At 57.0% G+C, this 25,132-nt stretch carries 18 protein-coding genes; 16 read left to right on the forward strand and 2 right to left on the reverse strand.

The window, feature by feature from the left end:
* The first annotated feature begins 91 nt into the window (after window positions 1-91).
* The 14 genes from NZK35_RS03645 (at window position 92) to NZK35_RS03710 (ending at window position 16,921) form a co-directional block, all read left to right on the forward strand.
* Window positions 92-1,159 (forward strand): GDP-mannose 4,6-dehydratase, encoded by a 1,068-nt coding sequence (locus NZK35_RS03645; protein ID WP_259631239.1) that lies wholly within the window; start codon window positions 92-94, stop codon window positions 1,157-1,159.
* The gene (locus NZK35_RS03650) at window positions 1,156-2,439 is read left to right on the forward strand and encodes a lipopolysaccharide biosynthesis protein (RefSeq protein WP_259631240.1); all 1,284 of its coding nucleotides are present in this window, start codon (window positions 1,156-1,158) and stop codon (window positions 2,437-2,439) included. Before NZK35_RS03645 ends, NZK35_RS03650 begins: the two co-directional genes overlap by 4 nt.
* Window positions 2,440-2,479: 40 nt before the next feature.
* Window positions 2,480-3,595 (forward strand): glycosyltransferase family 4 protein, encoded by a 1,116-nt coding sequence (locus NZK35_RS03655; RefSeq protein ID WP_259631241.1) that lies wholly within the window; start codon window positions 2,480-2,482, stop codon window positions 3,593-3,595.
* A gap of 110 nt (window positions 3,596-3,705) precedes the next feature.
* The gene (locus tag NZK35_RS03660; RefSeq protein WP_259631242.1) at window positions 3,706-4,986 is read left to right on the forward strand and encodes a glycosyltransferase family 4 protein; all 1,281 of its coding nucleotides are present in this window, start codon (window positions 3,706-3,708) and stop codon (window positions 4,984-4,986) included.
* A 57-nt stretch (window positions 4,987-5,043) separates the two neighbouring features.
* Complete coding sequence (locus NZK35_RS03665) at window positions 5,044-6,477, forward strand: hypothetical protein (protein WP_259631243.1); 1,434 nt, start codon at window positions 5,044-5,046, stop codon at window positions 6,475-6,477.
* On the forward strand, window positions 6,474-7,688 hold the full coding sequence (locus tag NZK35_RS03670) for an acyltransferase family protein (protein ID WP_259631244.1): 1,215 nt from the start codon (window positions 6,474-6,476) through the stop codon (window positions 7,686-7,688). Before NZK35_RS03665 ends, NZK35_RS03670 begins: the two co-directional genes overlap by 4 nt.
* Window positions 7,689-7,750: 62 nt before the next feature.
* Window positions 7,751-8,935 carry a glycosyltransferase gene (locus tag NZK35_RS03675; protein WP_259631245.1) on the forward strand — a complete coding sequence of 395 codons (1,185 nt, stop codon included), beginning with the start codon at window positions 7,751-7,753 and terminating at the stop codon, window positions 8,933-8,935.
* The gene (locus NZK35_RS03680) at window positions 8,932-10,149 is read left to right on the forward strand and encodes a glycosyltransferase (protein ID WP_259631246.1); all 1,218 of its coding nucleotides are present in this window, start codon (window positions 8,932-8,934) and stop codon (window positions 10,147-10,149) included. The genes NZK35_RS03675 and NZK35_RS03680 overlap by 4 nt, the downstream gene beginning before the upstream one ends.
* 95 nt (window positions 10,150-10,244) lie before the next feature.
* Window positions 10,245-11,402 (forward strand): polysaccharide pyruvyl transferase family protein, encoded by a 1,158-nt coding sequence (locus tag NZK35_RS03685; RefSeq protein WP_259631247.1) that lies wholly within the window; start codon window positions 10,245-10,247, stop codon window positions 11,400-11,402.
* A gap of 659 nt (window positions 11,403-12,061) precedes the next feature.
* Entirely contained in the window at window positions 12,062-13,042 is a 981-nt protein-coding gene (locus NZK35_RS03690; RefSeq protein WP_259631248.1) for a nitroreductase family protein, read from the forward strand.
* Window positions 13,039-14,058, forward strand: coding sequence for a glycosyltransferase family 2 protein (locus NZK35_RS03695; RefSeq protein WP_259631249.1), 1,020 nt, complete (start codon window positions 13,039-13,041; stop codon window positions 14,056-14,058). Before NZK35_RS03690 ends, NZK35_RS03695 begins: the two co-directional genes overlap by 4 nt.
* A 37-nt stretch (window positions 14,059-14,095) precedes the next feature.
* A complete protein-coding gene (locus NZK35_RS03700) occupies window positions 14,096-14,833 on the forward strand; it encodes a class I SAM-dependent methyltransferase (RefSeq protein ID WP_259631250.1) in 738 nt (245 codons plus the stop codon).
* Window positions 14,834-15,001: 168 nt separating this feature from the next.
* On the forward strand, window positions 15,002-16,435 hold the full coding sequence (locus NZK35_RS03705; RefSeq protein WP_259631251.1) for a glycosyltransferase WbuB: 1,434 nt from the start codon (window positions 15,002-15,004) through the stop codon (window positions 16,433-16,435).
* Between the two features lie 99 nt (window positions 16,436-16,534).
* Complete coding sequence (locus NZK35_RS03710; RefSeq protein WP_259631252.1) at window positions 16,535-16,921, forward strand: VanZ family protein; 387 nt, start codon at window positions 16,535-16,537, stop codon at window positions 16,919-16,921.
* 74 nt (window positions 16,922-16,995) lie between these two features.
* Here NZK35_RS03710 and NZK35_RS03715 read toward each other — a convergent pair whose 3' ends face one another.
* Complete coding sequence (locus NZK35_RS03715) at window positions 16,996-19,569, reverse strand: S8 family serine peptidase (protein WP_259631253.1); 2,574 nt, start codon at window positions 19,567-19,569, stop codon at window positions 16,996-16,998.
* A 551-nt stretch (window positions 19,570-20,120) separates the two neighbouring features.
* Here NZK35_RS03715 and NZK35_RS03720 point away from each other — a divergent pair.
* Together NZK35_RS03720 and NZK35_RS03725 are read left to right on the forward strand one after the other, a co-directional pair.
* Window positions 20,121-21,287 (forward strand): DUF2891 domain-containing protein, encoded by a 1,167-nt coding sequence (locus tag NZK35_RS03720; RefSeq protein ID WP_259631254.1) that lies wholly within the window; start codon window positions 20,121-20,123, stop codon window positions 21,285-21,287.
* A complete protein-coding gene (locus tag NZK35_RS03725; protein WP_259631255.1) occupies window positions 21,274-22,515 on the forward strand; it encodes an Nramp family divalent metal transporter in 1,242 nt (413 codons plus the stop codon). Before NZK35_RS03720 ends, NZK35_RS03725 begins: the two co-directional genes overlap by 14 nt.
* 278 nt (window positions 22,516-22,793) lie before the next feature.
* On the opposite strand, the gene NZK35_RS03730 is transcribed toward NZK35_RS03725, so the two are convergent.
* The gene (locus tag NZK35_RS03730; protein ID WP_259631256.1) at window positions 22,794-25,094 is read right to left on the reverse strand and encodes a CRTAC1 family protein; all 2,301 of its coding nucleotides are present in this window, start codon (window positions 25,092-25,094) and stop codon (window positions 22,794-22,796) included.
* Between the last annotated feature and the right edge of the window lie 38 nt (window positions 25,095-25,132).

Consider the following 25,132-nt stretch of genomic DNA (forward strand, 5'->3'; position numbering starts at 1 on the left):
GAAGATCGCCCGTGCGTGGAATCGACCAAACCAAAACTGTCTCGGTGACACGATTGAAATCTTCGTTCACGTTTCCGACATCACGATGACAATGCAGGAACCTCGCACGCCAACCGCCATGATCACCGGCATCACCGGTCAAGACGGTTCGTACCTTTCTGAGCTGTTGCTTGACAAGGGATACACCGTTCACGGGTTAGTGCGTCGCAACAGCTCGACGTCACGAAAACGATTGGAAGATTTGTTCCACGACAAGACGATCTACGACAAACGGCTTTTCCTGCACTATGCCGACCTCGACGACACAACAACGATTCGCCGAATCTTGATCAACACTTTACCCGACGAAATCTATCATTTGGCCGGTCAAAGTCACGTCGGTGCCAGCTTCGAAATTCCCGAGTCCACCTGTGAATTTACCGCAATGGGAACACTGAGACTCCTGGAAATTATCCGCGACTTGCCGAACCGGCCGAAATTCTTGCATGCCAGCAGCAGCGAAATTTTTGGGCGTCCTGATCGATCGCCCCAAAATGAAGAAACCCCAATGCGACCGGTTTCGCCCTATGGAGTTGCTAAGACCTTCGCCACGCAAATGACGAAACTCTATTGCGAGTCCTTCGGCTTCTTCGCCTGTAACGCGATCTGCTACAACCACGAGTCACCTCGCCGAGGCGAGTCGTTTGTGACCCGAAAGATCACGAGGGCCGCCGCCGCAATCTCGTTGGGCCGGCAAGATCATCTTTTGATGGGCAGCCTGGATGCCAGACGTGACTGGGGCTATGCCCCCGAATACGTCGAGGGGATGTGGCGAATGCTGCAGCATGATCAGCCGGGCGACTACATTTTGGCGACGGGAGTCGAACACAGTGTGGAGGATTTTTTACGAGAGGCGTTTGCCGTCGTCGGGCTCCGATGGAAGAACCACTATCAGGTCGACGCCAGGTACCTGAGGCCGGCTGAAGTCTGCGAGCTCCGCGGGGATCCTTCGAAAGCAAGCGAGGTGTTGGGCTGGAAGTCGCAGACCAACTTCAACGAAATCGTAGCGCGGATGGTGCGATCCGATCTCGATTTGCTTGCGTCACAGGAAAGACATTCCGGCTCGTCTCGTGTGTCATCAGAAATGGACCCCACGCAGTCGAGGCGAGTCACGTCATGACCGCGAGTGTTTCGGTTGATCGGTTTGTGCGTGTTCGACACTGGTCTCGTCTATTTGCGATCACCGGATTCAGCCAAGCAGCGATTCAGGCGATCGGATTTGCAAGTGGAATTCTGATCATTCGATGGTTGCCGACCCATGAGTACGCACTCTACACCTTGGCCAATACGATGCTCGGCGCGATGGCGATTCTGGCCGATGGCGGTATCGCGAGCGGGGTGATGTCGCAAGGTGGTCGAGTTTGGCAAGACCGGACAAAACTCGGCGCGGTCTTGTCGACAGGCATGACGCTCCGACGGAGATTCGCGATATTTGGTCTCCTGTTCGCGATTCCCGTGTTCGTGGGTTTGCTGCGAAAGCACAACGCGCCGTGGGCGATGACGATCGTGTTGGTGGTATCGCTCATGCCCGCATTTTTGTCCGCCCTCTCGAGCAGGTTGCTTGAGATCATTCCCAAGCTTCACCAAGATGTCGCCGGATTGCAGCTGATTCAAGTGAAGGCGGCGTTGAGCCGGTTGCTGCTCACTGCAATTTCACTGTTCGGCCTGCCATTTGCTGCTCTCGCGATCCTCTCCGCGGGGACTTCCCAGGTCTATGGCAATACGCTGCTGCGACGGAAATGTGATGAATACGTTGATCGTGACCAAGGCGAAGATGAACAAATCCGCGCCGAAATCGTGAAGGTCGTCAAGCGGGTATTTCCGGCCGCTGTTTACTACACGTTGTCCTGTCAGGTGATCATCTGGTTGCTTTCGGTGTTTGGGACCACCGAGGCGGTTGCCGAGGTCGGAGCACTGAGTCGGTTGGTGATGGTACTTTCAGTTTTTAACATGGCGTTTGGCATCACGCTCGTCCCCCGATTTGCACGCTCGACAAACAACGGCGCACAGTTGCGACGAAATTTTGTCGCAATGCAGGGCGCTCTATTTGGCCTGGCGACGCTGATTGTCGTTTTCGTGTGGATGTTTCCGGCCCAGACACTGTATTTGCTAGGCGACAACTACGCCGACCTTCACGACGAAGTGATCCTGATGGCGATCGGCGGTGTGTTGAGCATGATCAATCATGTCAACGTCGCGGCCAGCCATGCCAGGGCTTATCTACCGGCTTGGTATTTTTCGCCGATCATCGGGTCAATCTCACTACTCTTGTTTGCGTGCTCGTTTGATGTCGGAACGACCAGTGGAATTTTGAAAATGAATGCGTCGATTTGGGCAACCACGTGTCTGTGCTCGATCGGCGTCTTCCTGTTCTACAACCGCCGCGCCGCCAGTGAGTAGCCAGTGAGTAGCCAGTCTGTCTTTCAGAGGTCTTTTCATTTTGTCTAAGAAAATAGCACTTGTCGCCGCGACGCAAGGTGATTTCGGCGGCATTGAAGCGTTTGTCATGACCGTTGCGGATTTCCTTGTCGATTCTCAAGGGTACGAGGTTCGAGTTGTCTTCAAGCGGGTCAAGGGTTGTCATCTCGACAAACTCAAAACGAAGCTTGGCAGCAGATATAGATCTCCCGTCTACTTCGTGCAGCGCAATTCGAGAGAGCTGAGAGAACACATTCGCTGGGCTGACCTGCTGCATGTCCAGAATCTCTGCCCCGATGCGATCTTGCCGGCGTTTTTCCTTCGACGGCCAATTTTGGCGACGATCCACAACTATCAACGTCGCGAAATTTCTCCGCACCGAATCGTCTGGTCGGCTTGCAACGCGTTGGTGGGACGAAGGTTTTATAACTCGACGTTTGTCTGGAAGACTTGGGAACCGAGAGGGCCAAAGCCCAACAGTGAATGTGTGCCCACGGTCTGTTCCCTGTCCTCTCCGTTCGTTCCCATTGAAAGGCGTCGGGGATTCTTGTTTGTGGGACGATGGATCCCGAACAAGGGCCTCGATGACCTGATCGAAGCCTACGCCCGTGCGCGGCTGGACCGTGCCGCATGGCCATTGACGATCCTGGGGGACGGGCCGCTTCGTGGTCAAATCCTTGACCGAGTATCGGTTCTGGGGTTGCAGTCGAGCGTGCGATCACCCGGATTTGTTGACGGCGCGGAGAAGGAACGGCAAATTGCATCGTGCAAATGGCTCGTCGCGGCGGCAAACACCAAAGAGGACATGGGCCTGACGCCGATCGAAGCTCGTGCGGCAAGAACCGGAGTGATCGTCAGCCGTGATGGCGGACTGCCCGAATCGGGTGGACCGGCGGCACTGATCGTGCCGCCCGGAAACGTTCAGGAATTGGCAAACGTCTTGGAACAGGCCGCAGCGATGGGGGAGACAGAGTACGTTCGTCGTTGCGACCAGGGCTTCGACTCTCTCGCCGACTATCTCAAGCCAATGACACACTACACGCGCACTTATGAACGGCTCCTCTCTGTCCAACCGATGCGCCATGTTGTGGCCGTGTCGAGCGAGGGGGCAAGCCCGCGTCTCGACAAGATCGACTGATGCGTTTCAATGAAACTCTTTGAACCGTCCAAGCCGGCATCGGATCATGCACGTCGCCCTCGGGTAGCGCCGTCGTATCATTTGACTCAAGACGCCACTGCGAGCTAGCTATGATTCTTCTTGCTCATCCAACTGGAAACAACTTTTTCCGCGAAGCGGCCATGGCTTTCTTCGACGCCCATTGTCTGGCGGAGTTGCATCTGGGGATTGCGGCTTGCGGAGGAAATTCTTTTGCCCGTCTGGCTGCTCTTCCTGGTGTGTCTGAGATCCGGCGACGAACGTATGACGCGCGACTGCGCGAGTTCCTGCATTTACACCCTTGGCGAGAGACGGCTCGGTTGCTTGCCGAGCGATTTGGCGGCGACATCTTTCTGACGCAGGAGTCAGGCCTGTTTTGCGTTGATGCGGTCTATCGTTCGTTTGACAAGGCTGTCGCCCGACGGGTCGCGTCGGATGCGAATCGTTTTGCGGCAGTCTATTGTTACGAAGCGGCCGCGTTGAACACGTTTCGGGCCGCCAAGCAATACGGATTGCGATGTATCTACGACCTTCCCATCGCCCACTGGCGGACTTCCAAAACGTTGCTGACCGAGGAAGCCGAACGTCTGCCTGAATGGGAAAAGACATTGGTCGGCAACCGCGATTCCCAGGCGATGTGTGACCGTAAGGATGCAGAACTGGAACTGGCCGATGCCGTCGTTTGCCCGAGTGAATTCGTGAAAGATTCGCTGCGTCACAATATCTCAGCTGCGAAGCCGGTGCATGTGATTCCGTTCGGAAGCCCAATCGTTGATCGAGAGATCGGTGGGGCAGAGTGCAGGGGCGGGATTCGAGAACAGACTCGGCCCCTGAAGGTCCTGTTCGCCGGGGGGATGACCCAGCGGAAGGGCTTGGCCGATCTGTTCAAAGCAATGCAACTGCTCGACCCCAAGCGATTTGAACTCCATGTGATGGGCAGCCCAATCGCCGGCCTTGAATTCTACTATAAACAATACCCCGCGTTCATTTATCATGCGACCAGGCCACATCACCAGGTGTTGCAATTGATGCGATCCATGGACGTTTTCGTGCTGCCGTCGATCGTCGAGGGACGGGCCCAGGTTCAGCAGGAAGCGCTCGCCTGCGGGTTACCGATTATCGTCACAAGAAATGCCGGAGCGGAAGATCTGGTCGAGGATGGTCGCGCCGGATTCTTGGTGCCATTCCGCTCTCCGGAAGCCATTGCATCCAAGTTAGAAACACTGGAAAGAGATCGGGACTTGTTGTTTGCGATGTCTCAATCCGCGGTCGTCAAGGCGGCGGAAGTCAGTTGGAAGAGTTATCGAGAGCAGCTTGTCGCCGCGGTCCAGGATTGCACCGACTTGGCCGCTGAGGTTTCGCAGGTCTCGTGAATTTTGCTCATCGGCCTTGCGGCCTCGCCGGGATGGATGACAGTCGTGTCGTCTGCGATGGTTGAAGGTTCTGTGAATCACGGCGAACGCCCACGCGTTGCGAGTCAAGCGGATCCGTTCCGATTGATTCGGATGGGGATTTGGTTGTATCTGTTTTTATGGCTGATCGAAGGCGGATTGCGGCGCTGGTTTTTACCCGGATTGGCGACACCGCTACTGGTCGTTCGCGACCCGGTCGCCTTGGCGATCTATTGGCTCGCACTGAAACAGGGCGTTTGGCCCAGAAACATTTTGGTGACTGCGATGTTGTTTCTCGCACCGCTGAGTTGGATGCTGGCGACGACGGTCGGGCATGGGAATCTGGTGATTGCAACCTATGGCGTTCGCTGTGATTTTCTACACGTGCCGTTGATCTTTATTATCGCGCGAGTGATGCGCCGCAAAGACCTTGATGGACTCTGCAAGGTAGCACTTTGGATCTCGATACCGTACACACTGCTTTTGATTCTCCAATTCTATTCGCCGCAAAGCGCTTGGGTAAATCGCGGGTTGGGTGGAAGCACCGGCGGCGCGGGTTTTTCCGGAGCGCTCGGAAAGTTTCGGCCCCCAGGCACGTTCAGTTTCATCACTGGTCCCGCTCAGCTTTATCCGATGTTCTGCGCTGCTTGGTTCTATCTGCTTTGTCGTCGGAAACTGTCGTTCGCGCTGATGGGACTCGCCGGCGGCGCAATCTTGTTGGCCATTCCGTTTTCGATCAGCCGTTCACTGCTGTTTGGGGAACTGTTGGTTGCGAGCGCGGGGTGTGCCGCTTTGGTGGCCGGTGGTTCACTGACACCACAACTTCTCGGGCGGGCGGCAATCGGGGGTGTCATTGCACTGGCCATCGTCGTCCTTACACCGGGAACCTCAGAAGCCTTCGCGGCGTTTGGCGTGCGTTGGAAGAGTGCGACAACGCAGCATGGCGGGATGGAGCATGCGATTCTTGGTCGTGTCCTTGGCGGGATCATTGAACCCTTTTCCACCGTCGGGACGATCGGATCGGGAACCGGGATTTCGACCCAAGCAGGGCAGAAATTGTTGACCGGAGAGCGAGGATTTGGTGAATCGGAAGGGGAGTGGGGACGGATCCTGGCCGAGGGAGGGGTTCTGTTGGGCTTTCCCATACTCGGATTCCGAATGTTGCTGCTTGCCTTCATTTGTTGGCGCACTTGCCGAGCCATGTTGAGAGCTCAGTTCGAAGCGTTGCCGATGCTGGTGCCGGCGGCCCAGTTCTTGCTGCTGGGACAGTGGGGACAAACAACTTCGCTGGGGTCGTCCATTATCGCATGTGGCATTTGCTTGGCATCCACCAAGAACATTCGTCAAAGCATCAACCCGGTCTGCATGCCGAAGAGTAGGCATCGCCGTACTTTGGTGTTCCCGGTCGACCATGCATCCGAACTCATTTCGCGCCAGGTGAATGGTTTGGTCAAACCCACGGAGGGCAGATGAATCTCCCGGCCATCGATGTTCTACGTGGGTTGGCCGCGCTGGGAGTGGTTTGGTATCACTCGCGCGTCGATCTGTGGGTCGGCTTTCGCCAAATCCAGAGTGATCCGGATGCCTATTCGGTATTGGACCGCGGGTTGAGTTGGGCGTCGCTGCCCGTCTCGCAACTGGGTTCGTTGGTGATGCTGTTTTTCGTGCTCAGTGGATTTTGCATCCACCTTCCTCAAGCCGGGAAGGGGCGCATGGTGGACTGGTCACCCTACGTCATCCGACGATTTTTGAGGATCTATCCGGCGTATCTGGTAACGCTCCTTTTTTGTTTCATCGCCACGACCGCACTCAATCGTTGGTTTGAAAGCGGCGTGCCGTTCAACGCAAGCGATTTCTGGGGCTTGGCAATGTTACAGAACTGGTTTGCCGGTGGCATCCAGGTCGCGTTGAATCCATCACTGTGGTCCATTCCGGTGGAGGCCGAGTTGTATGTCGTTTATCCACTGCTGCTTTTGATCTACATCAAATGCGGCATGCAGTCCTGCCTCGTCTTTACGCTGGCGTGTACGTCAGTCGGTTGGATCCTGCATTTTCAAGGACTCGCCGTCGCAACGGGAACATTTTTCAAGTATGCGATCATTTGGAATAGCGGAGCATGGCTCGCCGAGCAATATGTTCGCGGCGTCTTGCCGACATGGACGAAGTGGCACACGGGACTCATGTTAATTTCGGGCATCGTGACGCCGATCTTGGGATTGGCCGGCGTGGATCACTTTTACCTTGACTACGGCTGGGGTCTGAGTGCCTTGCTGGTACTTTGGTGGCTGATCACCGACGGGGCGACTTGGCTGCCTTCGGATGCGGGATGGTTGAAACCTTTGACGGCGTTGGGAACGATTTCCTATTCGTTGTACCTGATTCACTTTCCGCTATTCAAAGTGTTCGGGGCGATGTGGGTCGAGACCTACGGCACGAAACCGACGAGTTTCTTCGCGCCGACTCTCGCAACGTTCGCTGTCATTCCCTTTGCCTGGTGTTTTTTCAAAGTCTTTGAATTGCCGAGCCACGTCTGGGCACGGCGACTCGCCAAACGTCGGGCGACACGTCTCCACGTTCCAGAAAACCAGAATCCCCTTTCTGGAAACAATCTGATCGAGACCGTTGGCATGCACCCGTTCGATGAGAAAGCAGATCCGAAAAGCCGACCGTTGGGGCGGGGCTAATCAATTTCCGTGACACCGCTGGTGAATCAAGTCTTGGGGAACAAGTGAGGCAAAAGGAAGAGATGAATATCGTTTTTTTGACGCACCCGGACTGGATGCAATCGTCAAGCATGCCACGTCTGGCAAGAATGTTCGGCGAAGGGATGAAGTCCAAGGGGCATCGCGTGAGCTACTGGACGTCGAAACCCTGTTTGGGACGTTTTGCGAAGCGATCCGGATCGCTTCGCAAATGGCTGGGGTATCTCGACCAGTATCTCATCTACCCTTGGTCGCTCGCGAAGAATGTTCGAAACCAACCCGATGGGACGGTGTTTGTCGTCACCGATCAGGCTCTGGGCATTTGGGTACCGAAAATCACGCACCGGCCGCATGTGATTCATTGCAATGATTTTTTGGCCTTGCGATCGGCTCTCGATCAGTTCCCTGAGAATCCGACGAAATGGTCGGGAAAAGTCTATCAGCACTTCATCCGTCGCGGTTTCTCGAGAGGCTCGCATTTCGTGAGTATTTCCAATGCGACCAACCGGGACCTCCAACGCTTGACACTCAGACCCCCGCTGTCGGCCGAGGCGGTCCATTTGGGATTGAATGGTGACTTTCGGGTGCTAGACGACCGGACGAGCAAGGAAATCTTGAAGTCCAAACTGCGGGGTGAAGAAGCGACCGGGTTTCTGCTACATGTCGGCGGCAGCCAGTGGTACAAAAACCGCGGCGGTGTGATCGCGTTGTACCGAGCTTGGGCAAGTCGCACCGAACGCCCCATGCCTTTGTGGATGGTCGGCACCGAGCCGGAGGAATCGTTGCGAGTCGCGGCTCGGGACATTCCCAACGGCGGGACGGTGCGATTCCTGGCGGGATGTTCCAACGAGGAAGTGATCGCCGCTTACAATCTTGCCTCGCTTTTCCTGTTTCCCAGTCTCGAAGAAGGATTCGGTTGGCCGATTGCCGAGGCGTTGGCCTGCGGCACACTTGTGTTGACAACCGACGCGGCACCGATGACCGAAGTCGGGGGTGACGCGGCGAGCTACTTCAGACGCTGGTCAGCGGTGGACAAAACTTGGGCCTCCGATGGCGCCGAACTGATCGACTCATTGCTCAGCCTTTCCCAACGGGAGCGTGAGAAACGTGTCCAACGCGGACTGGAACACGCGGGCAAGTTTACGACCAAGACCGCGTTGGATGCGTACGAGGAGATTTATGAACGGGTCGTGAAGTCCTGGTCGGTTGAAACGGAGGCGATTCGATGAAGATCCTTCAAGTCGTTTCATCAATGGATCCCAAGACCGGTGGAGTCTGCCAGGGGATTCGAAACACGCTGCCGGCGACCGAATCGATGGGTTGCCACAGTGACGTGGTCTGCCTTGACGAGAGTGATGCAACCTACGAGATGGCGGACTCGTTTCGTATCTTCCGTCTCGGATCAAGACGCGGGCCTTGGTCGTACTCGCGACATCTTCACCGCTGGTTGATCGAGTCCCTGCCGAAGTACGATGCCGTCGTCACCAATGGTCTCTGGCTCTACCATTCCTTTGCCGTGACGCGTGCGGTGGCGAGGTTGAAGCGAACACCGTCAGCCAAGGTGCCACGTGTTTTCGTGATGCCGCACGGGATGCTCGACCCATGGTTTCAGCGTGCACGGTCTCGACGGTTCAAGGCGTATCGCAATTGGGTGTATTGGAAGGCGATTGAGAACCGAGTCATTTCGCAGGCCGACGGGATGCTGTTTACTTGCCAACGCGAACTGGAGTTGGCACGCGAAGCTTTTCGCCCCTATCGACCCAAACGCGAGATCAACATCGGCTATGGCGTCCCCTCGCCGCCGGCAAAGGATGACCGGATGGACGCCGCGTTTCGACAAGCGTGCCCGGCGCTAGAGAACCAGCCTTATCTATTGTTCCTTAGTCGAATCCATCCCAAAAAAGGAGTGGATCTGCTTCTCCAGGCGTACGCGAAAGTGGCCGCCGACGAATCGGCCCGACGTTCTCTGCCGAGTCTGGTGATTGCCGGTCCGAATGATTCGGCCTACGCCATGGAGATGCGGCAACTCGCGGAGAAACTCGGTCTGTGCAGCTCGGGCGACGGCAGCGATTCACGCGACAGGGGTGTTTTTTTTCCCGGAATGCTTCGCGGTGATGCCAAGTGGGGCGCGTTCTACGGATGTGAAGCATTCGTCTTACCGAGCCACCAAGAAAATTTCGGCATCGCCGTTGTGGAAGCCTTGGCGTGCGGGAAACCGGTTTTGGTGTCCGACCAAGTCAATATTTGGAAAGAGATTTCAGATTCGAACGCCGGTATCGCAAGACCCGATTCGCTGGACGGAACACGGCAGTTGCTGGAGGCCTGGTTGGACCGAAACTCCCATCCGCCGAAGATGATGGTGGAAGACTGTCTTTCCTGCTTCGGGCGATTCTTTTCACCACAGACTGCGGCACACAATCTCGTCCGAGCACTCGCAATTTAGCTGGACGGCGCCCCCTTCGCTCTCCATCGGCGACCGCACCACGGAATGTTTCCGATGTGCCACGTATTGCAACGAACAGACGCAGAGAAAAGTACATGAAAGTCGGATTGCTCACGTTTCACTTTAGCAACAACTATGGCGCATTACTCCAGGCGTATGCGTTGCGCACATGGTTGTCGGGTGAAGGAGTCGATGCGGAGTTTATCAATTACCACCCGCGCTACGTCGAAGAGGGAAAGTTCGCCATTGAACTGAGCGCAAACGGGATCCGAACGAATTTGAAATCGCTGTTTCTTCAGTACTCAAAGCTACGTTCTCATTTGTTTCACCGCAACGCTCTCGCCGCGTTGGAAGAATTCAGGGCCACTCAACTTGGTATCGGCGGCCCGACCTGGCGATCTCGGGCGGAACTGGAATCGGCCGAATTGGAATATGACCTTCTCGTCTGCGGGAGCGACCAGATTTGGAATCCGTCGCCGCAATTCGGATTGGACCCCGTCTACTTCCTCGATTTTGTCGCGAAATCAAAGCGTCGGATTTCCTATGCCGCAAGTTTCGGATCGAATGAACTGTCGCCGGCCTTTCATGCCGACCTGTCGGGCTATCTCGGTCGATTGGACGCGATCTCGATCCGGGAACGGGGCGGCGCGAAGTTTGCGGAGTCTCTGATCGGATCACCGGTGCCCTGTCTTCCCGACCCCACGTTTCTGATCAGCGACTACTCGGCCCTGATCGACGACAACACGATCGTCGCATCTCGTGCAATCTTTTCCTATGTCCTTCGATCTGGAGCGGGGTTTTCGAGACTGGCGGACGAGTTGAAGAAGACGCTCAATGCGAAAGTGATCAGCGGTTATAACCCGTTGCGGCGATGGAGAGAGATCGGCATTCCTGTGTCGGGCGGCCCGATCGCTTGGTTGTCGAATCTCTACGCGTCGAAGTTGGTGCTCACCAACTCATTTCACGCGACGGTATTCAGCATCCTCTTTCGTCGTTCCTTCATCGCAGTCAAGTTGCCCGGGGCGCGATCAAAGCTGAGCGTTCGGCTTGAAAACCTGCTCCGATCCGTCGGGCTTGAGGAGCGTTTGATCGATGCGAATGACATTGAATCCGCCAACAGGTTGGCGAAGGAGTCGATCGATTGGTCGTCAGCAAATCATGCGATCGCTCGATTGCGGGCGGAAGGTCGAAGCTTTCTTCTCGAGAATATCTCGGCATGCCGATTCAGCGACGGATCGTTCGTCCGTGCTTAGACGACCGTGAATCATCCCGATCGACAAATCTCACCACAGGCACCACGATTGATTGCGCTCAAGAACCGTTCATCCAGGACAAGTGAAAGTGAATTTCGTCAGTGGAAATACGTCGATCAATTGTCTCGGCGCGAAAGGATGCTCAGGCTGGCATGGGCGATGATCTGGTTCATCGCTTTTCGGAGCACCCCGCGTTGGATCCTACACGGTTGGCGAAGGACACTGTTGAGGGCCTTTGGGGCAACAATCGGGGAAGGATGCAAAATCGCGCCCTCCTGCAAGATTTGGGCACCGTGGAATTTGTCGATGGGTGACTACTCGGTGCTCGGCGACCAAGTCGACTGCTATTGCATGAACCGCATCACAATTGGCTCGAAAGTCGCGGTCAGTCAACGCGCGTTTCTGTGCACCGGTACGCATGAGGTCACGAGCTTGCGGCGGCCACTGACGACCGCACCGATCTGCCTTGCAGATCATGTTTGGGTGGCGGCCCAAGCGTTCGTCGGACCGGGTGTCACGATCGGTGAAGGCGCCGTCGTGGGAGCTTGTGCTTGCGTCGTCAGGAATGTCAATCCATGGGAAATCGTGGGTGGGAACCCTGCGGTTCGATTGAAAGATCGTGTGATATTGGAATCCCATCCCGCAGGAGCAGATGTGTCATGAAGTGGATCGTGCACCGCCTTCGGGCACTGGCATCGTTACTGTTGCTGCCGGGCGAGCTTTTTGGAGACTGGCTGCATTGCCTGCGGTGGGGAAAAGGCAGCCCTTTTTCGCCGTCCCAGCCGAGTCTCTACTACGACATCGTTCTGTTGGCACACACGGTTGAGAAGGGACTCAGCTTGACCGACACTCGGGCGTCGTTCGGTCAGCAGAAAATTGCGGCGGTCCTCGATTTGTGTGATCAATACGATTGGAGCGGTCCGAGTTTCCCTCTGCAAATGGCGTATGGAGCGTTAAGCGAGTACAGAGAGTTTCATTCCGAGAGAAACATCGACCTGGGCGAAATCGGCTCGAAAATATCGAAATTTATCGAACGCGCCGAAGGTCAGGGCATCGAACCCAAGGGCGGAACCGTCACGCCTCGAACTCAGATCGACGGTCTATCGCCCTCTGATTTTCTCTGCTCTCGTTGGAGTTGCCGCGACTTCACGCCGGCGACGGTTCCGAGGGAAGACGTCGAAAGGATCGTAAAATGCGCGCAGTCCGCGCCCTCCCAATGCAACCGTCAATCCGTGCGCGTCCACGTTTATCAGGGCAAACATCTGATTGAAGAACTGTTGCGACTGCAGGGAGGTTCCGGCGGATTTTCACAGCGGGTCAGCAACCTGTTTGTGGTGACCTCTGAAACGTTTGCCTGGAGCGGTGCGAAACCACGGCATCAGCCCTACGTCGACGGAGGCATCTTCGCCATGCAATTGGGTATGTCCTGCATCTCCCATTGCTACGGATGTTGTTTCCTGAATTTGGCCGTAACCAATCGACACGAAAAGCAAATCAAACAGGCCGCGGGAATCTCTCAGGCTGAGAAACTCATTCTCATGATGGCATTCGGTGTACCAAATGCACGCGATCGGGGAGCCGCTCGGTCCGAAAGGCTGCCCGTCACGCAAGTGCTCACGTTTCATGATCCAGTCGGGTGAATGAATTGACGAAGAAAAACATCACGGTCGTGATTCTCACTAAGAATGAAGCGAATCACCTGCGACGCGCGCTGGACTCCATCCAAGCGATCTCAGACGAGGTCTTTGTCATCGATTCCTACTCGACCGATGACACCGTCAAAATCGCAGAAGACTTCGGTGCGGTGGTCCTGCAGAACAAATTCATCAATCAAGCGAAGCAGTTTCAGTGGGCGATGGATCATGCGAACATCACATCACAATGGGTTCTGCGTCTCGATGCGGACGAGATCATCGAACCAGATCTGCAGGATGAAATTCTGCGACGAGTGCCGGCACTGGCACAAGACGTCGTCGGTGTGAACTTTAAACGCAAACACATTTTCATGGGCCGATGGGTTCGTCATGGCGGCCGCTATCCGCTCGTCATGACGCGTTTGTTCCGTCGCGGGCACGGCCATGTCGAAGATCGCTGGATGGATGAGCATCTGGTGGTTTCCGGCGGCCGCACCGTCCTGTTGGAAGGCGGTTTCGCCGACCACAATCTGAACGATCTGAGCTATTTCACCGATAAACACAACAAATACGCGACCCGCGAGGCGGTTCAGGTCCTCGGCGACCGGTTGGGATTGTTGGGGACACAGTCCGGCGTGACGCGTCAAAACTCCTCATTTCAAGCGTCAGCAAAACGTGTGATCAAAGAACGTGTCTACAACCGTATTCCTTTCACGATCAGTGCGTTGGCATACTTCCTGTATCGCTACATCATCCAATTCGGTTTTCTCGACGGACGATCCGGTTTGGTGTACCACTTTCTGCAAGGTTATTGGTACCGCTTCCTTGTCGGGGCCAAGTTGATGGAACTTGAGAGGGCGGTTGCCCATCTGGACGACAGGAATGAAATTTTGCAAGAGCTTTCCAGACTGACTGGGCTGGATCTTGGCACAGACTTCGAGTCGTCTGAATGCTCACCGTCGAGTCGCTCGGAAGAGCGTGACGCCCGCGAAGCCACTCTATCGTCGCAGGCAACGCTGTGATCGATACCCGTCCCGTCCTCAAACGGATTTTCCTTCGATGATTAAGTACATGTCCTACCAAGACGCGATCTACGCTTCCTATCGGTCTGCATTCAAAGGCGATGCCGACGCCAATGCCTTGGCGTTCAATGCCGATAAACTGCAACCCGTGATTGAACCTTGGGTGACGCCACTGTCGCGCGACTCCGTCGTGATGGACCTCGGATGCGGAGCCGGAGAACTCCTCTTGGCATTTCGCAATCTCGGCTTTCGCAATCTGTGCGGATGCGACTTGAGCGAGGAGCAAGTGGCGTTGGCAAGGACGATCACGTCCCAAGTTGCGACGGAGAATCTTTTTGATTTTCTGAATGACCGAGAGGACCACAGTGTCGACGTGGTCACCCTGTTTGACGTGTTTGAACACCTGACGCGGCAAGAAACATTCGACCTTCTCGGGATCATCGGACGAAAATTGCGACCCGGTGGGCTGGTGATCGGACACGTTCCCAATGGATTGTCCCCCTTCGCAGGCCACGTGTTCTACGGCGACCCGACACACCAGTGGTGTCCGACGCCTTCGGCGATGCGAACCATGCTCTCGGTAACTCGGTTTGTCGATTTTGCGGCCGCAGAGCATCTCGGAAACTCGAAGAGCATTCAAGGACGTATGCGTTCGTTGGCGTGGAAATTTCAGCGTTTCATTTTCGCAACCGCCAATCTGGTCGAAACCGGGTGTCGTGGTGAAGGGATTTGGACTCGGAATTTTGCCTTCAAGGCGACGACCCCGGGCAATTGAGGTCGTGCGGTTTCAGCGTTCGCGTCCTCGGGAACGCTCAGAGCTTCACGTCCGCTGTCCTGTTTGGGGCGAACTCAGACTGCGATGGCGAAGGTTCAATCGTGACCCAACGCGTAGCGATCATCTTGGTTGGACACGCAGCAACGCAACCGGTGAGTGAGTAAACTCGTGAAAATCCTCTTGCATGGTTTGAACTACAGTCCCGAAGAAATCGGGATCGGTAAATATTCAGGGGAAATGGTACAGGAGCTTGCTCAAGGCGGCCACGACGTGGTGGTCGTGACAACACCTCCGTATTATCCCCACTGGAAAATTTTCGACGGCTTCCGAGGGTCGGTCTATTCCCGGGAGGTGACTGAATCAGACGCGGGTCGAGGGCGTGTCGAGGTGATTCGATGTCCGTTGTGGGTACCCCAGACGATAACGGGGATAAGTCGCGTGATTCATTTGGCGTCCTTCGGATTGTCGAGCATTCCGGCATTGCTTTGGACCGCAATCCGGTTTCAGCCGGACGTCGTGATGACCGTCGAACCGGCCGCTTTTTGTATGCCGACGACCTGGATGGCCGCAAGGGTTTGCGGGGCCAAGGCCTGGTTGCATGTGCAGGATTTTGAAATCGATGCGGCGTTCGAATTGGGTATTTTGAAACAGCCGCGATTGAAGCGATTGGTCTTGGCGGTGGAAGCGTTTCTAATGCGGCGCTTCGACCGTGTCTCAAGTATCTCGCCCAATATGCTGATGAAACTCATTCACAAAGGTGTCGCCGAAGAGCGTGTCGTGTCGTTTCCCAACTGGGTCGACTGCGAGGTCATGAGACCGATCGACGCGAGTCCTGAATTGCGAGCGAAGTTTGGCATCCCGGCGGATCGATGTGTGGCGTTGTATGCGGGGAACATCGGTGCAAAGCAGGGGCTGGAGATCGTCATCGATGCCGCCCGCAATTGCCTGGATCGTTCAGAGTTGCACTTCGTCATCTGCGGCCGCGGAGCGGCGCACGAGAAACTGGTGGACTCTGCGCGAGGCTTGTCGAACGTGCAATTCCTGCCGCTGCAGCCGATGGAATGTTTCAACGACTTGATGAACTGTGCGGATATCCATTTGTTGCCCCAACGCGCCGATGCGGCAGATTTGGTGATGCCGTCCAAACTGACCGGTATGCTGGCGACGGGGCGGCCGATTGTTGCTTGCGCATCGAAAGCGACACAGATTGCTGATGTCGTCGAGGGGCACGGGATCGTTGTTCCACCGGCGGACGCGGCGGCGTTCGAAGACGCCATGGTGCGATTGGCCGGCGACACGCTGCTCCGCGAATTCATGGGCGCGGCGGCACGCACCTACGCGGTGGAGCGTTTAGGCCGACGATCGATTCTCGCTCAGTTCCTAAGCGACTTGAACGAGCTATGCGCGACCGATGTTGCGCCGGTGCGGGTGTCCAGTACTGATTCACCCACCGCTGGCGTCAGGGTCGACCCAGTCCTGATCGACGCCGCGGAACCGATTCGGCCCCCCAAGAGCGATTCGGATTCTTCGGCGGGGAGGGTGTCAGATGATTCCTTTGCGATAGGCCCGCATGCGATAGGCCCGCATGCGACAGGACGTTGAGCGTTGAAATCAGAACGAAACGTTGAGATTGGTGTGGGTACTTTCAAGCGAGACAACAAGGTTCTTTGGCGGTTTTGTATGGTTAGCGGTTGGATTGTGATGACGGCATCGACTGCCGCTTACGCGATCTTGAAACCCGGGACGACTGCGGCTGACTTGACATTTCTACCGAACCCGGTCGTCGGTTGGCTGGACGAGAATTTCAATTTTCGCACGTTTGTGATGACGCTCGGCGTGTGTCTTGTGCCGGCATTCTTGCTGGCTTCTGGTGAGTCGGATAACGTCCGACGTCGATTGCTTTCCGTGGCCTTGATCGTGTTGGTCAGTCTGGAATTCATTCAGTTGTGGATCCCGACACGACGATTCGGTTGGGCCGATGTAGGGTATACGTTCGCAGGTGTTGCCGCGGCCGAAGTTTTGGTTCTGCTGGCCCGCCGGGTCGGTTCGGCGACTCCACCCGCATCGGGAAAGGGCTGTTCCGTCTAGCGATCTCAGCCACGACGGTGATGCCGGTCGAGGCGGATGGCGTAAGACGCGTTGGAGGGTTGCGGGCGTTGTGTTCAGTCGAGCGATTTGAGAAAACGCATTCCGAAGTTGCCGTAGTCTTGGCCGTCGACGTCGCCGTCCCCGTCGTAGTCCAACTGGGAATTGAAATTCGGATTCAGCGAATTTTGCAAGAACGTCAATCCGAAGCGTCCATAGTCCTGTCCGTCGACGTCCCGGTCGCCGTCGGTATCGCCGAAGAGTCGGAAAAAGTCATCGGTCGCCTCTGAACCAGTGTAGAAATAGTCTTCGGACATCGAGATTCCGCCCTGTCCGATTCCACCCTGCCCAATGACGTGGCTGGCGACAATCCGCAATTCATATTGGCCGTCGACCAAGGAAGTTGTCGAGGCACCGGGTCCCTGTCGCGGCGACGTGGATGCTCCCGCGAAGGTCAGTTTTGCCGAGGTTTTGTTCCCATTGTCGGCCGCGAGCACGTTGACTTGCCCCACCTGCGTCTGGGTCGACGTGTTCGTGAGGACGAATGCACTCGCCAGCTCGGCGTGCTCGACTAATTGATCGAAGTTCACAGTGACCTCGGTCACGAGACTGCGAGAGGCTGATTGGCCCACTTGGATCAAATCGACCTTCGGCGGTTGAGCGTAGACGGCGTCGGAATGCCATGCCAGCGCATACGTTTCGCCCGGGCCCGAATTGGCGACATCACGACGGAGCACTTGTAGTTCGTATCGCCCCGGTTGCAGATTGGTCACGTGCAGGTGTTCGACATTGTCGACCGTGCTTTCGGATCGCGCGACCGGTACCGAATCACGCAACAGAACGAGGTCAAGATTGTCCTGTGCGTCGTTGGGGTCGACGTAAAAATTGTCGGCGGCATCGATGCGCCCGTTTGAATTGACATCGTTCCAGAACGTATGTCGATCCCAGGTCAAGGTGACGTCGATTTCGCCGGCGCTCGTGGCGTGGCCGAGATCGTACGTTGCAACGCCTCCGCCGGAGTTAACCGTGCCGTTGATTTCACCAAAATCGTATCCGATCGGCGCCACCTTCCCTGGGAGCTGCTGCCCGGATGAGTACATGTCGTGAACGCGTGACAGGTTGAGGACGCCGGTGCCTTGCTGGTTGTCCAGTGGTTGCGTGACGGTATTGCTCCACGGTGAACCGTCGGCGTCGAGCGTTTTAGTTCCCGAATTCATCACGATCGCTTTGATCAGTCGGTGATCGGTGGTCAACTGGTTCCGTTTTCCGTAGTCGAGCATCTGCGCCACGGCTCCTGTGACAAACGGGGTGGCGAAACTGGTGCCGCCAAATCCGCCACCGGCAAGGCGTCCGTCGCGCCAGTCGGCCCGTGTGGAAACGACATCGACGGCCGCATTGCCGATCAAATCGGGCTTGCTGCGTCCATCGAGCGTCGGGCCGTAATCTTGTTGACTCCACGCCCGGTCCAGGGTCTCTCGGAGTCCGCCAACGGTGATCACGTTTCGAGACGATCCCGGCGCGGTCGGACGAGGATGACTGCCCAGTTGATTGACGGCCGGGACGGCGACGATGTCCAGTCCGTAGCTGAGGTAGTCGACCAGCAGATTCGTCTTGGAGGTTTCCCCAAGATACGAATCGGTTGCCGAACCCGCCCACCACGACCAACTCATGTTGATCACCTCGGCTCCATGTTCGACCAGGAACCCCGCAGCGTCGAAGACATCTTGCACGCTCAAGCCGGGAATTTGGGCCCGATTGATGAATTCAGCGGTGACAAATCGGGCGTCCGGGGCCAAGCCCGTCACGTCACCATCGTTTTCACCGCGCGCCATGACGATTCCCATGACGGCTGTGGCATGGTTTGCATTGACCGGGCTGTCCCCGGGCCCGTCGGTGTTTTGCGAGGACGCGACTAATCGTTCCCTGCCCAAAGAATCCACTCCGGTGAACCAAGGGTGGTTGAAATCGAAGGCGTCGTCCATCGTGCCCACAATGACATCGGTACCGTCGCCAAGCAGGTTGCGGCCCTGTTCAGCATCCACCAACGACCATTCGTGCGTGATGTCACCCCCGACCGAAAAATTGACGGTAATCGAATTGTCGGCTTCGTTCGATTCGTCCACCGTACCGTCGACATCCAGAGTCACTGTGATGCTGTAAGTCCCCGCCTTGTGCATCACCCAGGCTCCCCAAACGTGGTGCCACGTCGTCCGGCCACCCAAACCGGATCCCCAGGTGATCGGCGGGGCGACATGCTGCGGATTGTTGTTGACCGTGCGGCCGACGGAATAGGCGTCGCTGAGCGGATTGTCGTACGTAAACTCCACACGGACAAAAAAAGGTTCACCGGCTTGCGGCACAATCACATTGTTGTTTCCATCGACGGGGTGGGCCGCAGTCGGAAAAAGATTGGCCGTTGAAGCATTTTCCGGATCAAACGACGCGTTGGACATCACTTCAGCGGCGTCAGAGAATGACGGAGCCGAGCTGACCAACGGGGGGCCGGTGGTGACGAAAGGGCCGCCGAATCCCGTTCCTCCGAGATCGTCGGGATGCCAATTGTCCCCGCCATCGGCGGCAAGCAGGCAACGGGGCTCAAGTTGTTCGAAAAGCTTTCGTCTGGACCGTTTGTGTTGCAGGCATCGAGGCATTCGTCGAGGAGCGGATCTTCGTTGTCGGAAATCAGGAAGTGCCATTGGGGGGTCCATGGAAACGTAGACGGCGAATCGGCAGGTGGGGAGACGGGACAGGCAAGGCAGACTGACACCGAGAGCGATCGGTACGCCTCTCAATACACCAGACAAGATCCGCGTTCCGTTCGGGCGCTCAGGCAGGGGGATTTCTTTGAAGCGATCGGGAGAGCAGTAGAGTTCGATCGGCTTCGCACCGCGGCACTGTACCACAACACAGGTTCGGGGCGCGAGAAAGGCCTCGATCGATCACCTGGCTCGCCACGGTCGTTTTGGACAACGCACCGAGCCCGGCATCATCAGAGAGACGTGCGCCGTCGGTGCCAAGCTGAACAACGGTGCGTTGGTCAAAAAACGGGCGCAGTGCACGGTGACGAATCGGTGTCCGACATTTTTTGACCAACCCATTTTTTGACCCATAATCGGGGCCTGACGTGCAAGCGGTGACGGATCATCTGTCATGATGCACCGTTGTCCGTCCCGAAACTCAACGTTTTCGATCTCCATTGCCGATGATATCGATCAGCCTATCGCTCCGTTCAAAGCCATCCTCGCCACCGCTCGTTCGTTGGTGGTTGGTCGCCTGCGCCGCGCTGGCGATGCTCCAGTCCGTAGGCAATGCGATCGCGCAGTCGCCCACTCCGGTCGTCATGAACGCGGAGATGGCCGAGTCGTGGGCGAAGCTGGTTCTGAAGGGTGTCGACACAGAGTTTCCCAACAAGCTGTCACTGGTTTATCTGAGCAAGGATCAGATCAAAGCACCGCGTGAGCATTTCCCGGCATTCTACGGTTGCTACGACTGGCACAGCAGCGTACACGGGCATTGGGTGCTGGTTCGACTGTTGAAAGACGATCCGGGCATGGTATCGGCACCCCAGATACGCGAGGTGCTGTCGCGGCACCTGTCCGATGAAAACCTGAGCCAGGAGGCTGCGTTCTTTGCCCGGGACGAGCAGAAGACCTTTGAGCGGATGTATGGTTGGGCGTGGTTGTTTCGCTTGGTCATCGAGCTCGACGGCTGGGACGATGCGGATGCGAAACGCTGGCGGAACAATCTGCGCCCGTTGGAAGAAGTCTTGGCGCGACGCGTGAAGGACTATCTGCCAAAGTTGACGTTTCCGATTCGAACCGGCCAGCATACCGACACGGGATTCGCGTTGGGACAAATCTTGGATTATGCGCGTGCGATGGAGATGCCCGCGTTGCAGGCTTTGGTCATCGATCGAGCGAACGAGTACTTTGCCACCGACCTCGACTACCCCGTGCACTATGAACCCTCAGGTCATGATTTTTTCTCGTCGTGTTGGAACGAAGCCGATTTGATGCGCCGGGTGTTATCGCAACAAGCGTTCGAGGACTGGCTGGCTAAGTTTGTGCCCCGGCTGGCGACGCAACTGACCGATGGAACGATCGCGCCGGTTGCGGTCAGCGATGTGACGGATCCGAAAATCGTTCACTTGGCGGGATTGAATTTGAACCGCGCCTGGTGTCTGCGTTCGGTTGCGTCGGCGCTTCGCGACGACCATCCACTCAAACGCGTCTTGGTTGAGAACGCGGAGTCGCATCTCGCGGCGGGGTTGGCGTACATCAACAGTGGGCACTACGAGGGCGATCACTGGTTGGCGACGTTCGGGTTGTACGCGATCGCGGGCGTCGGGGTCGTCGATGGCGGGCAGTGATGCGACGGCAGTCAAGCCGCGAATCCGGTTTCGAGTCGGACCGGGGTTGCTGGTCACGGCGGCGTTCATCGGACCGGGAACCGTCGTCACGGCCAGCCGGGCGGGTGCCCAATTCGGATGCGAATTGCTGTGGACGATTCTGTTCGCAAGCTTCGGAACCATCGTGCTGCAATCGCTCGCGGCCCGATTGGGAATTTTGAGCGGCGCGGGTTTGGGGGAATCGATTCGGCAATCACTCTCACAGTCGCGATGGCTGCGTCCGGCGATCGTTTTGGTGATTGCGGCGATCGGTGTGGGAAACGCGGCCTATCAGACGGGAAATCTGACGGGGGCTGCGGCGGGCATCACTTCGGTGACCCATGGGGACGCCGTCGTTTGGCTGGTCATTCTGATCGCATTGACGTCGGGCGTGATCTGGCTGGGGCGTTACAAGATTTTGCACCGCGTCTTGGTCGTCTGGGTGATTCTACTGAGTGTTTCATTCCTGGTCGCCGGCGCGATCTCGATGCCGCCTGCGACGCAGATCTTGCGAGGCGTTTTCCTGCCGCGGCTCAACGCGGAGAACTTAACGATCGTGATCGCCCTGATCGGAACCACGATCGTGCCGTACAACCTGTTTCTGCATGCCAGCGGCGCCGCGGTCACTTGGCGGGGTGCTGATCCCGATCAAGCGATGGTGCAATCGGATTGGGACACCGGGCTATCGGTCGCGCTCGGCGGATTGGTGACGGCATCGATTTTGGTGACCGCAAGCACGGCTTTTCACCAGACCGGAACGGCTTGGACATCGATCGATCAAATCGCCCAGCAGCTTCAGCCCGCCCTGGGCCGAGGCGGCGGTATCGCGTTCGCACTGGGTTTGTTTGCGGCCGGGCTGACCAGCGCGGTCACGGCGCCGCTCGCGACCGCGTATGCAATCTGCGGTTCGCTGCAATGGGACGCGGATCCGTCGAGTCGACGTTTTCGGATGATCGCACTCGGCGTGGTGTTTGTCGGCGGGCTGGTTGCGATCTGGTTTGGCAAGAGTCCGGCACTGACGATCCAATTCGCACAGGTTGCCAACGGATTGTTGTTGCCGATTGTCGCCTGTTTTCTGTTAGGGGTTGTGGCCAAGCAAGGACGAACGACGGGAGAAACCGTTGGGCGGAGGCGGCAAGGTCTGGCTGCGCTCGTCGTGTGCGGCGTCGCCCTGTTGGGGATCTGGCGCGTCGTCGGTGTGTTTTGGTAAATGGTGTTGCGATTAAATGTGCCGAGTCCGAATGGAAATGTAATCTTCGTTGGTGTCTCGCTGCATAACGCAACCCCAATGCCTCCCGCTTTGACGCCATGCGGGGTGTTGCTTGTTAGCGGTAGGGCGCGAGCCCTCCGGTCTTTCACGGTGTTTTTGAAACGCGACCGGACGGCTCGCGCCGTTCCGCTAACACCTACGGCACCGACAAGGAGAGAAAACGAGGTTCCGGCCGGTGCAACTGGGGAACATTCCAAACTTTGGAACGGGATGAATCGTTAGTGTTGACCGTCGGTGGTGTGATGATGGTGATGGGAATGATCGGGCGTTGCGGTCGCTGCTGCGGAAAACGGGGCTGGCTTGTACGGCAGCGGCTCGTAGTCGGATCGGCCTTCGGTGATGCGGATGAACTGGTTCGCCTGCACATCCTCCAGAACTTGCGTCTTGCCTGTCGTGGGCCAATACACTTCCAGTCGCGTGATACGATTGGACTGTCCCAGTCCGATGTGTTGACGCAGCGGGTTGCCGCCAAAACTGCCGCCGCTGTTGACCCAACGATAGATCGAACGCTGCGTTGATCCGTCGCTGAGATCGACGCGGATGCGTGCCCCGATCGCGGCGGCGTTCGACTCGGTACCAACCAGTTTGACGACGATCCAGTGGTTGCCGAACCCCGGGTTTTCGAACAACGCGTTTCCATACGCGTCGCCGGCGAACCAGCCGCCGAGTTCATGCAACACGTCCTGGTCTCCGTCGTGATCCAAATCGGCGAACGCGATTCCGTGGCCTTTCTGTAGATGCCCGAACCCGCCCGCGGTGGTCACGTTGGAAAACGATTCGCCGGCGACGTTGCGAAACATCTGATTGGGGACCAGCGCTTCAAAGTCTGGAAAGCCGGTTCCGAGGTAAAAATCCAAGTAGCCATCATTGTCCAGGTCGCCAAAATTGGAGCCCATCGGTTGTGTCACCCGTTGCAAGTTTCTTTCCGCAGCGACTTCGGTGAATCCGCCCGCCCCGTCGCCTTGGTACAGACAATCCATTTCTGTTTGATGGGGAAGATCTAAAAAGTCGGCCGCGATCGGGTCAACGCTCTGTGAAAAGCTTGCGACATAGATGTCCAAGGCACCGTCGTTGTTGTAGTCCCAAAACCAAAGCGGAAAACTCGCGTTCGGCCCCGCGACGCCTAGTTCCGGAGCCACGTCAACGAAGCGGCCGTTTCCCAGGTTGCGAAAAAGCCGATTCGGACCGTCTAAATTGGAAACGTACAGATCGGGAAACCGGTCGCCATCGTAGTCGCCCCAACAGACGCCCTTGGTGAATCCCGGATCGGCAACGCCGGCGTCCGTGCCGATCTCAACAAAGGTCCCGTCAGCCCGGTTCTGGAAGAGCTGGTTGGGAAAACCTTCGTTGCCGACGTACAAGTCCAGATCGCCATCGTTGTCGTAGTCGGCCCACGAGGCGGTTTGCGTGGGGAAGTTGTGCTCGGCCAACCCGGCGTCAAACGTGACGTCGCGAAAGTGGCCGTTGCCGTCGTTGCGCAACAACGAGTTGGGGTGGCGACCGGACTCGCCCAACCAACCGCCGCGGAGGACCAACAGGTCGAGGTCTCCATCGTTATCAAAGTCTGCCTGCAGCAGGTTCAACCCACCGTAGATGCCCAGCAACCCGGCCTGTTCGGTTTGGTCGGAGAAGGTCCCGTTGCCATGGTGGTGGTACAAACGCAGTTGCCCGGCGGGACTCCAAGACGAGACGACGAGATCCAGAAGACCATCACCATCAAAATCGTCCGCGATCGCTCCGCCGGCCAGACTGAAGGTGTTCAGCCCCAGTTCCGGGGCGCGGTCCACAAAGCGTGGAAAGGTCTGTTCCGATTTAAATGCGTCCGGTGGAATCAGAAACGATTCGGGAACGTCATCGGGATAACGACCGATCGCCATGTAAGAAAGGTTCAACAACCATCGCGAGGGCAAGTGGTCCGGTCGAGTCTCAAGCACCCGGTTAAAGTAGGCGATCGCCCGGAGCGTTTCGTCTTGATGGACATGGACTCCATCCTCTCGGATCGGAAAGATGCAGCTTCCCGCGGTGTGGGCATCGATGCAGTTGTCGTTTTCCGCTTTTCGCAGGTGTGACACTCCGATGGAAAAGAACAGTTTGTCAAACACACTTTGCGGCACCTCGGCCTGGCGGAGCAGATTGAACGCCGCTTTCTGCTGTCGGATGCCCTTGGACGTCTGCCCCAAGAAGACGTTTTTGCTGCCGATTTCAAACAGCAACGCCCCCCGCATCGCATATGCGTGGTCCGGCTGGACGTCAAGCTGGTATTGCAAATCGACCAAGTCGGCGTCGCCGAGGAAGAAGTTTTGCGTGGGGATATCGGCTTTCATTTTTGCCAGGGTGTCGAGCATTCGATCATGCGAGTCTTGGGAAGCCAGATCCCCGCGATCGGATCCCGGAGAATCGTCCGATCGTGGCGAGTGGCAACCCGTCGAACAGATCAAGGCGAGGATCAACCCGGTCACAAGACGCCCATGCATGAGCGACAGCATCGACCGAGCCGCGTCCCAGGGAGATCGGCCCATGCGAGAATCGGTGCAAAGCGGTGTGGTCGTCCGGCGCA

The sequence above is a fragment of the Stieleria sedimenti genome, assembly GCF_025060895.1.
GTDB lineage: Bacteria > Planctomycetota > Planctomycetia > Pirellulales > Pirellulaceae > Stieleria > Stieleria sedimenti.

Excerpts from the sequence above, each read along its gene's own strand:
- NZK35_RS03675 (WP_259631245.1), top strand. The coding sequence starts at position 7,751 with ATGAATATCGTTTTTTTGACGCACCCGGACTGGATGCAATCGTCAAGC.
- NZK35_RS03710 (WP_259631252.1), top strand. The coding sequence starts at position 16,535 with ATGACGGCATCGACTGCCGCTTACGCGATCTTGAAACCCGGGACGACT.
- NZK35_RS03650 (WP_259631240.1), top strand. The coding sequence starts at position 1,156 with ATGACCGCGAGTGTTTCGGTTGATCGGTTTGTGCGTGTTCGACACTGG.
- NZK35_RS03685 (WP_259631247.1), top strand. The coding sequence starts at position 10,245 with ATGAAAGTCGGATTGCTCACGTTTCACTTTAGCAACAACTATGGCGCA.
- NZK35_RS03715 (WP_259631253.1), bottom strand. The coding sequence starts at position 19,569 with ATGCCTCGATGCCTGCAACACAAACGGTCCAGACGAAAGCTTTTCGAA.
- NZK35_RS03660 (WP_259631242.1), top strand. The coding sequence starts at position 3,706 with ATGATTCTTCTTGCTCATCCAACTGGAAACAACTTTTTCCGCGAAGCG.
- NZK35_RS03665 (WP_259631243.1), top strand. The coding sequence starts at position 5,044 with ATGGTTGAAGGTTCTGTGAATCACGGCGAACGCCCACGCGTTGCGAGT.
- NZK35_RS03725 (WP_259631255.1), top strand. The coding sequence starts at position 21,274 with ATGGCGGGCAGTGATGCGACGGCAGTCAAGCCGCGAATCCGGTTTCGA.
- NZK35_RS03645 (WP_259631239.1), top strand. The coding sequence starts at position 92 with ATGCAGGAACCTCGCACGCCAACCGCCATGATCACCGGCATCACCGGT.
- NZK35_RS03700 (WP_259631250.1), top strand. The coding sequence starts at position 14,096 with ATGATTAAGTACATGTCCTACCAAGACGCGATCTACGCTTCCTATCGG.
- NZK35_RS03670 (WP_259631244.1), top strand. The coding sequence starts at position 6,474 with ATGAATCTCCCGGCCATCGATGTTCTACGTGGGTTGGCCGCGCTGGGA.
- NZK35_RS03690 (WP_259631248.1), top strand. The coding sequence starts at position 12,062 with ATGAAGTGGATCGTGCACCGCCTTCGGGCACTGGCATCGTTACTGTTG.
- NZK35_RS03730 (WP_259631256.1), bottom strand. The coding sequence starts at position 25,094 with ATGGGCCGATCTCCCTGGGACGCGGCTCGGTCGATGCTGTCGCTCATG.
- NZK35_RS03720 (WP_259631254.1), top strand. The coding sequence starts at position 20,121 with ATGATATCGATCAGCCTATCGCTCCGTTCAAAGCCATCCTCGCCACCG.
- NZK35_RS03680 (WP_259631246.1), top strand. The coding sequence starts at position 8,932 with ATGAAGATCCTTCAAGTCGTTTCATCAATGGATCCCAAGACCGGTGGA.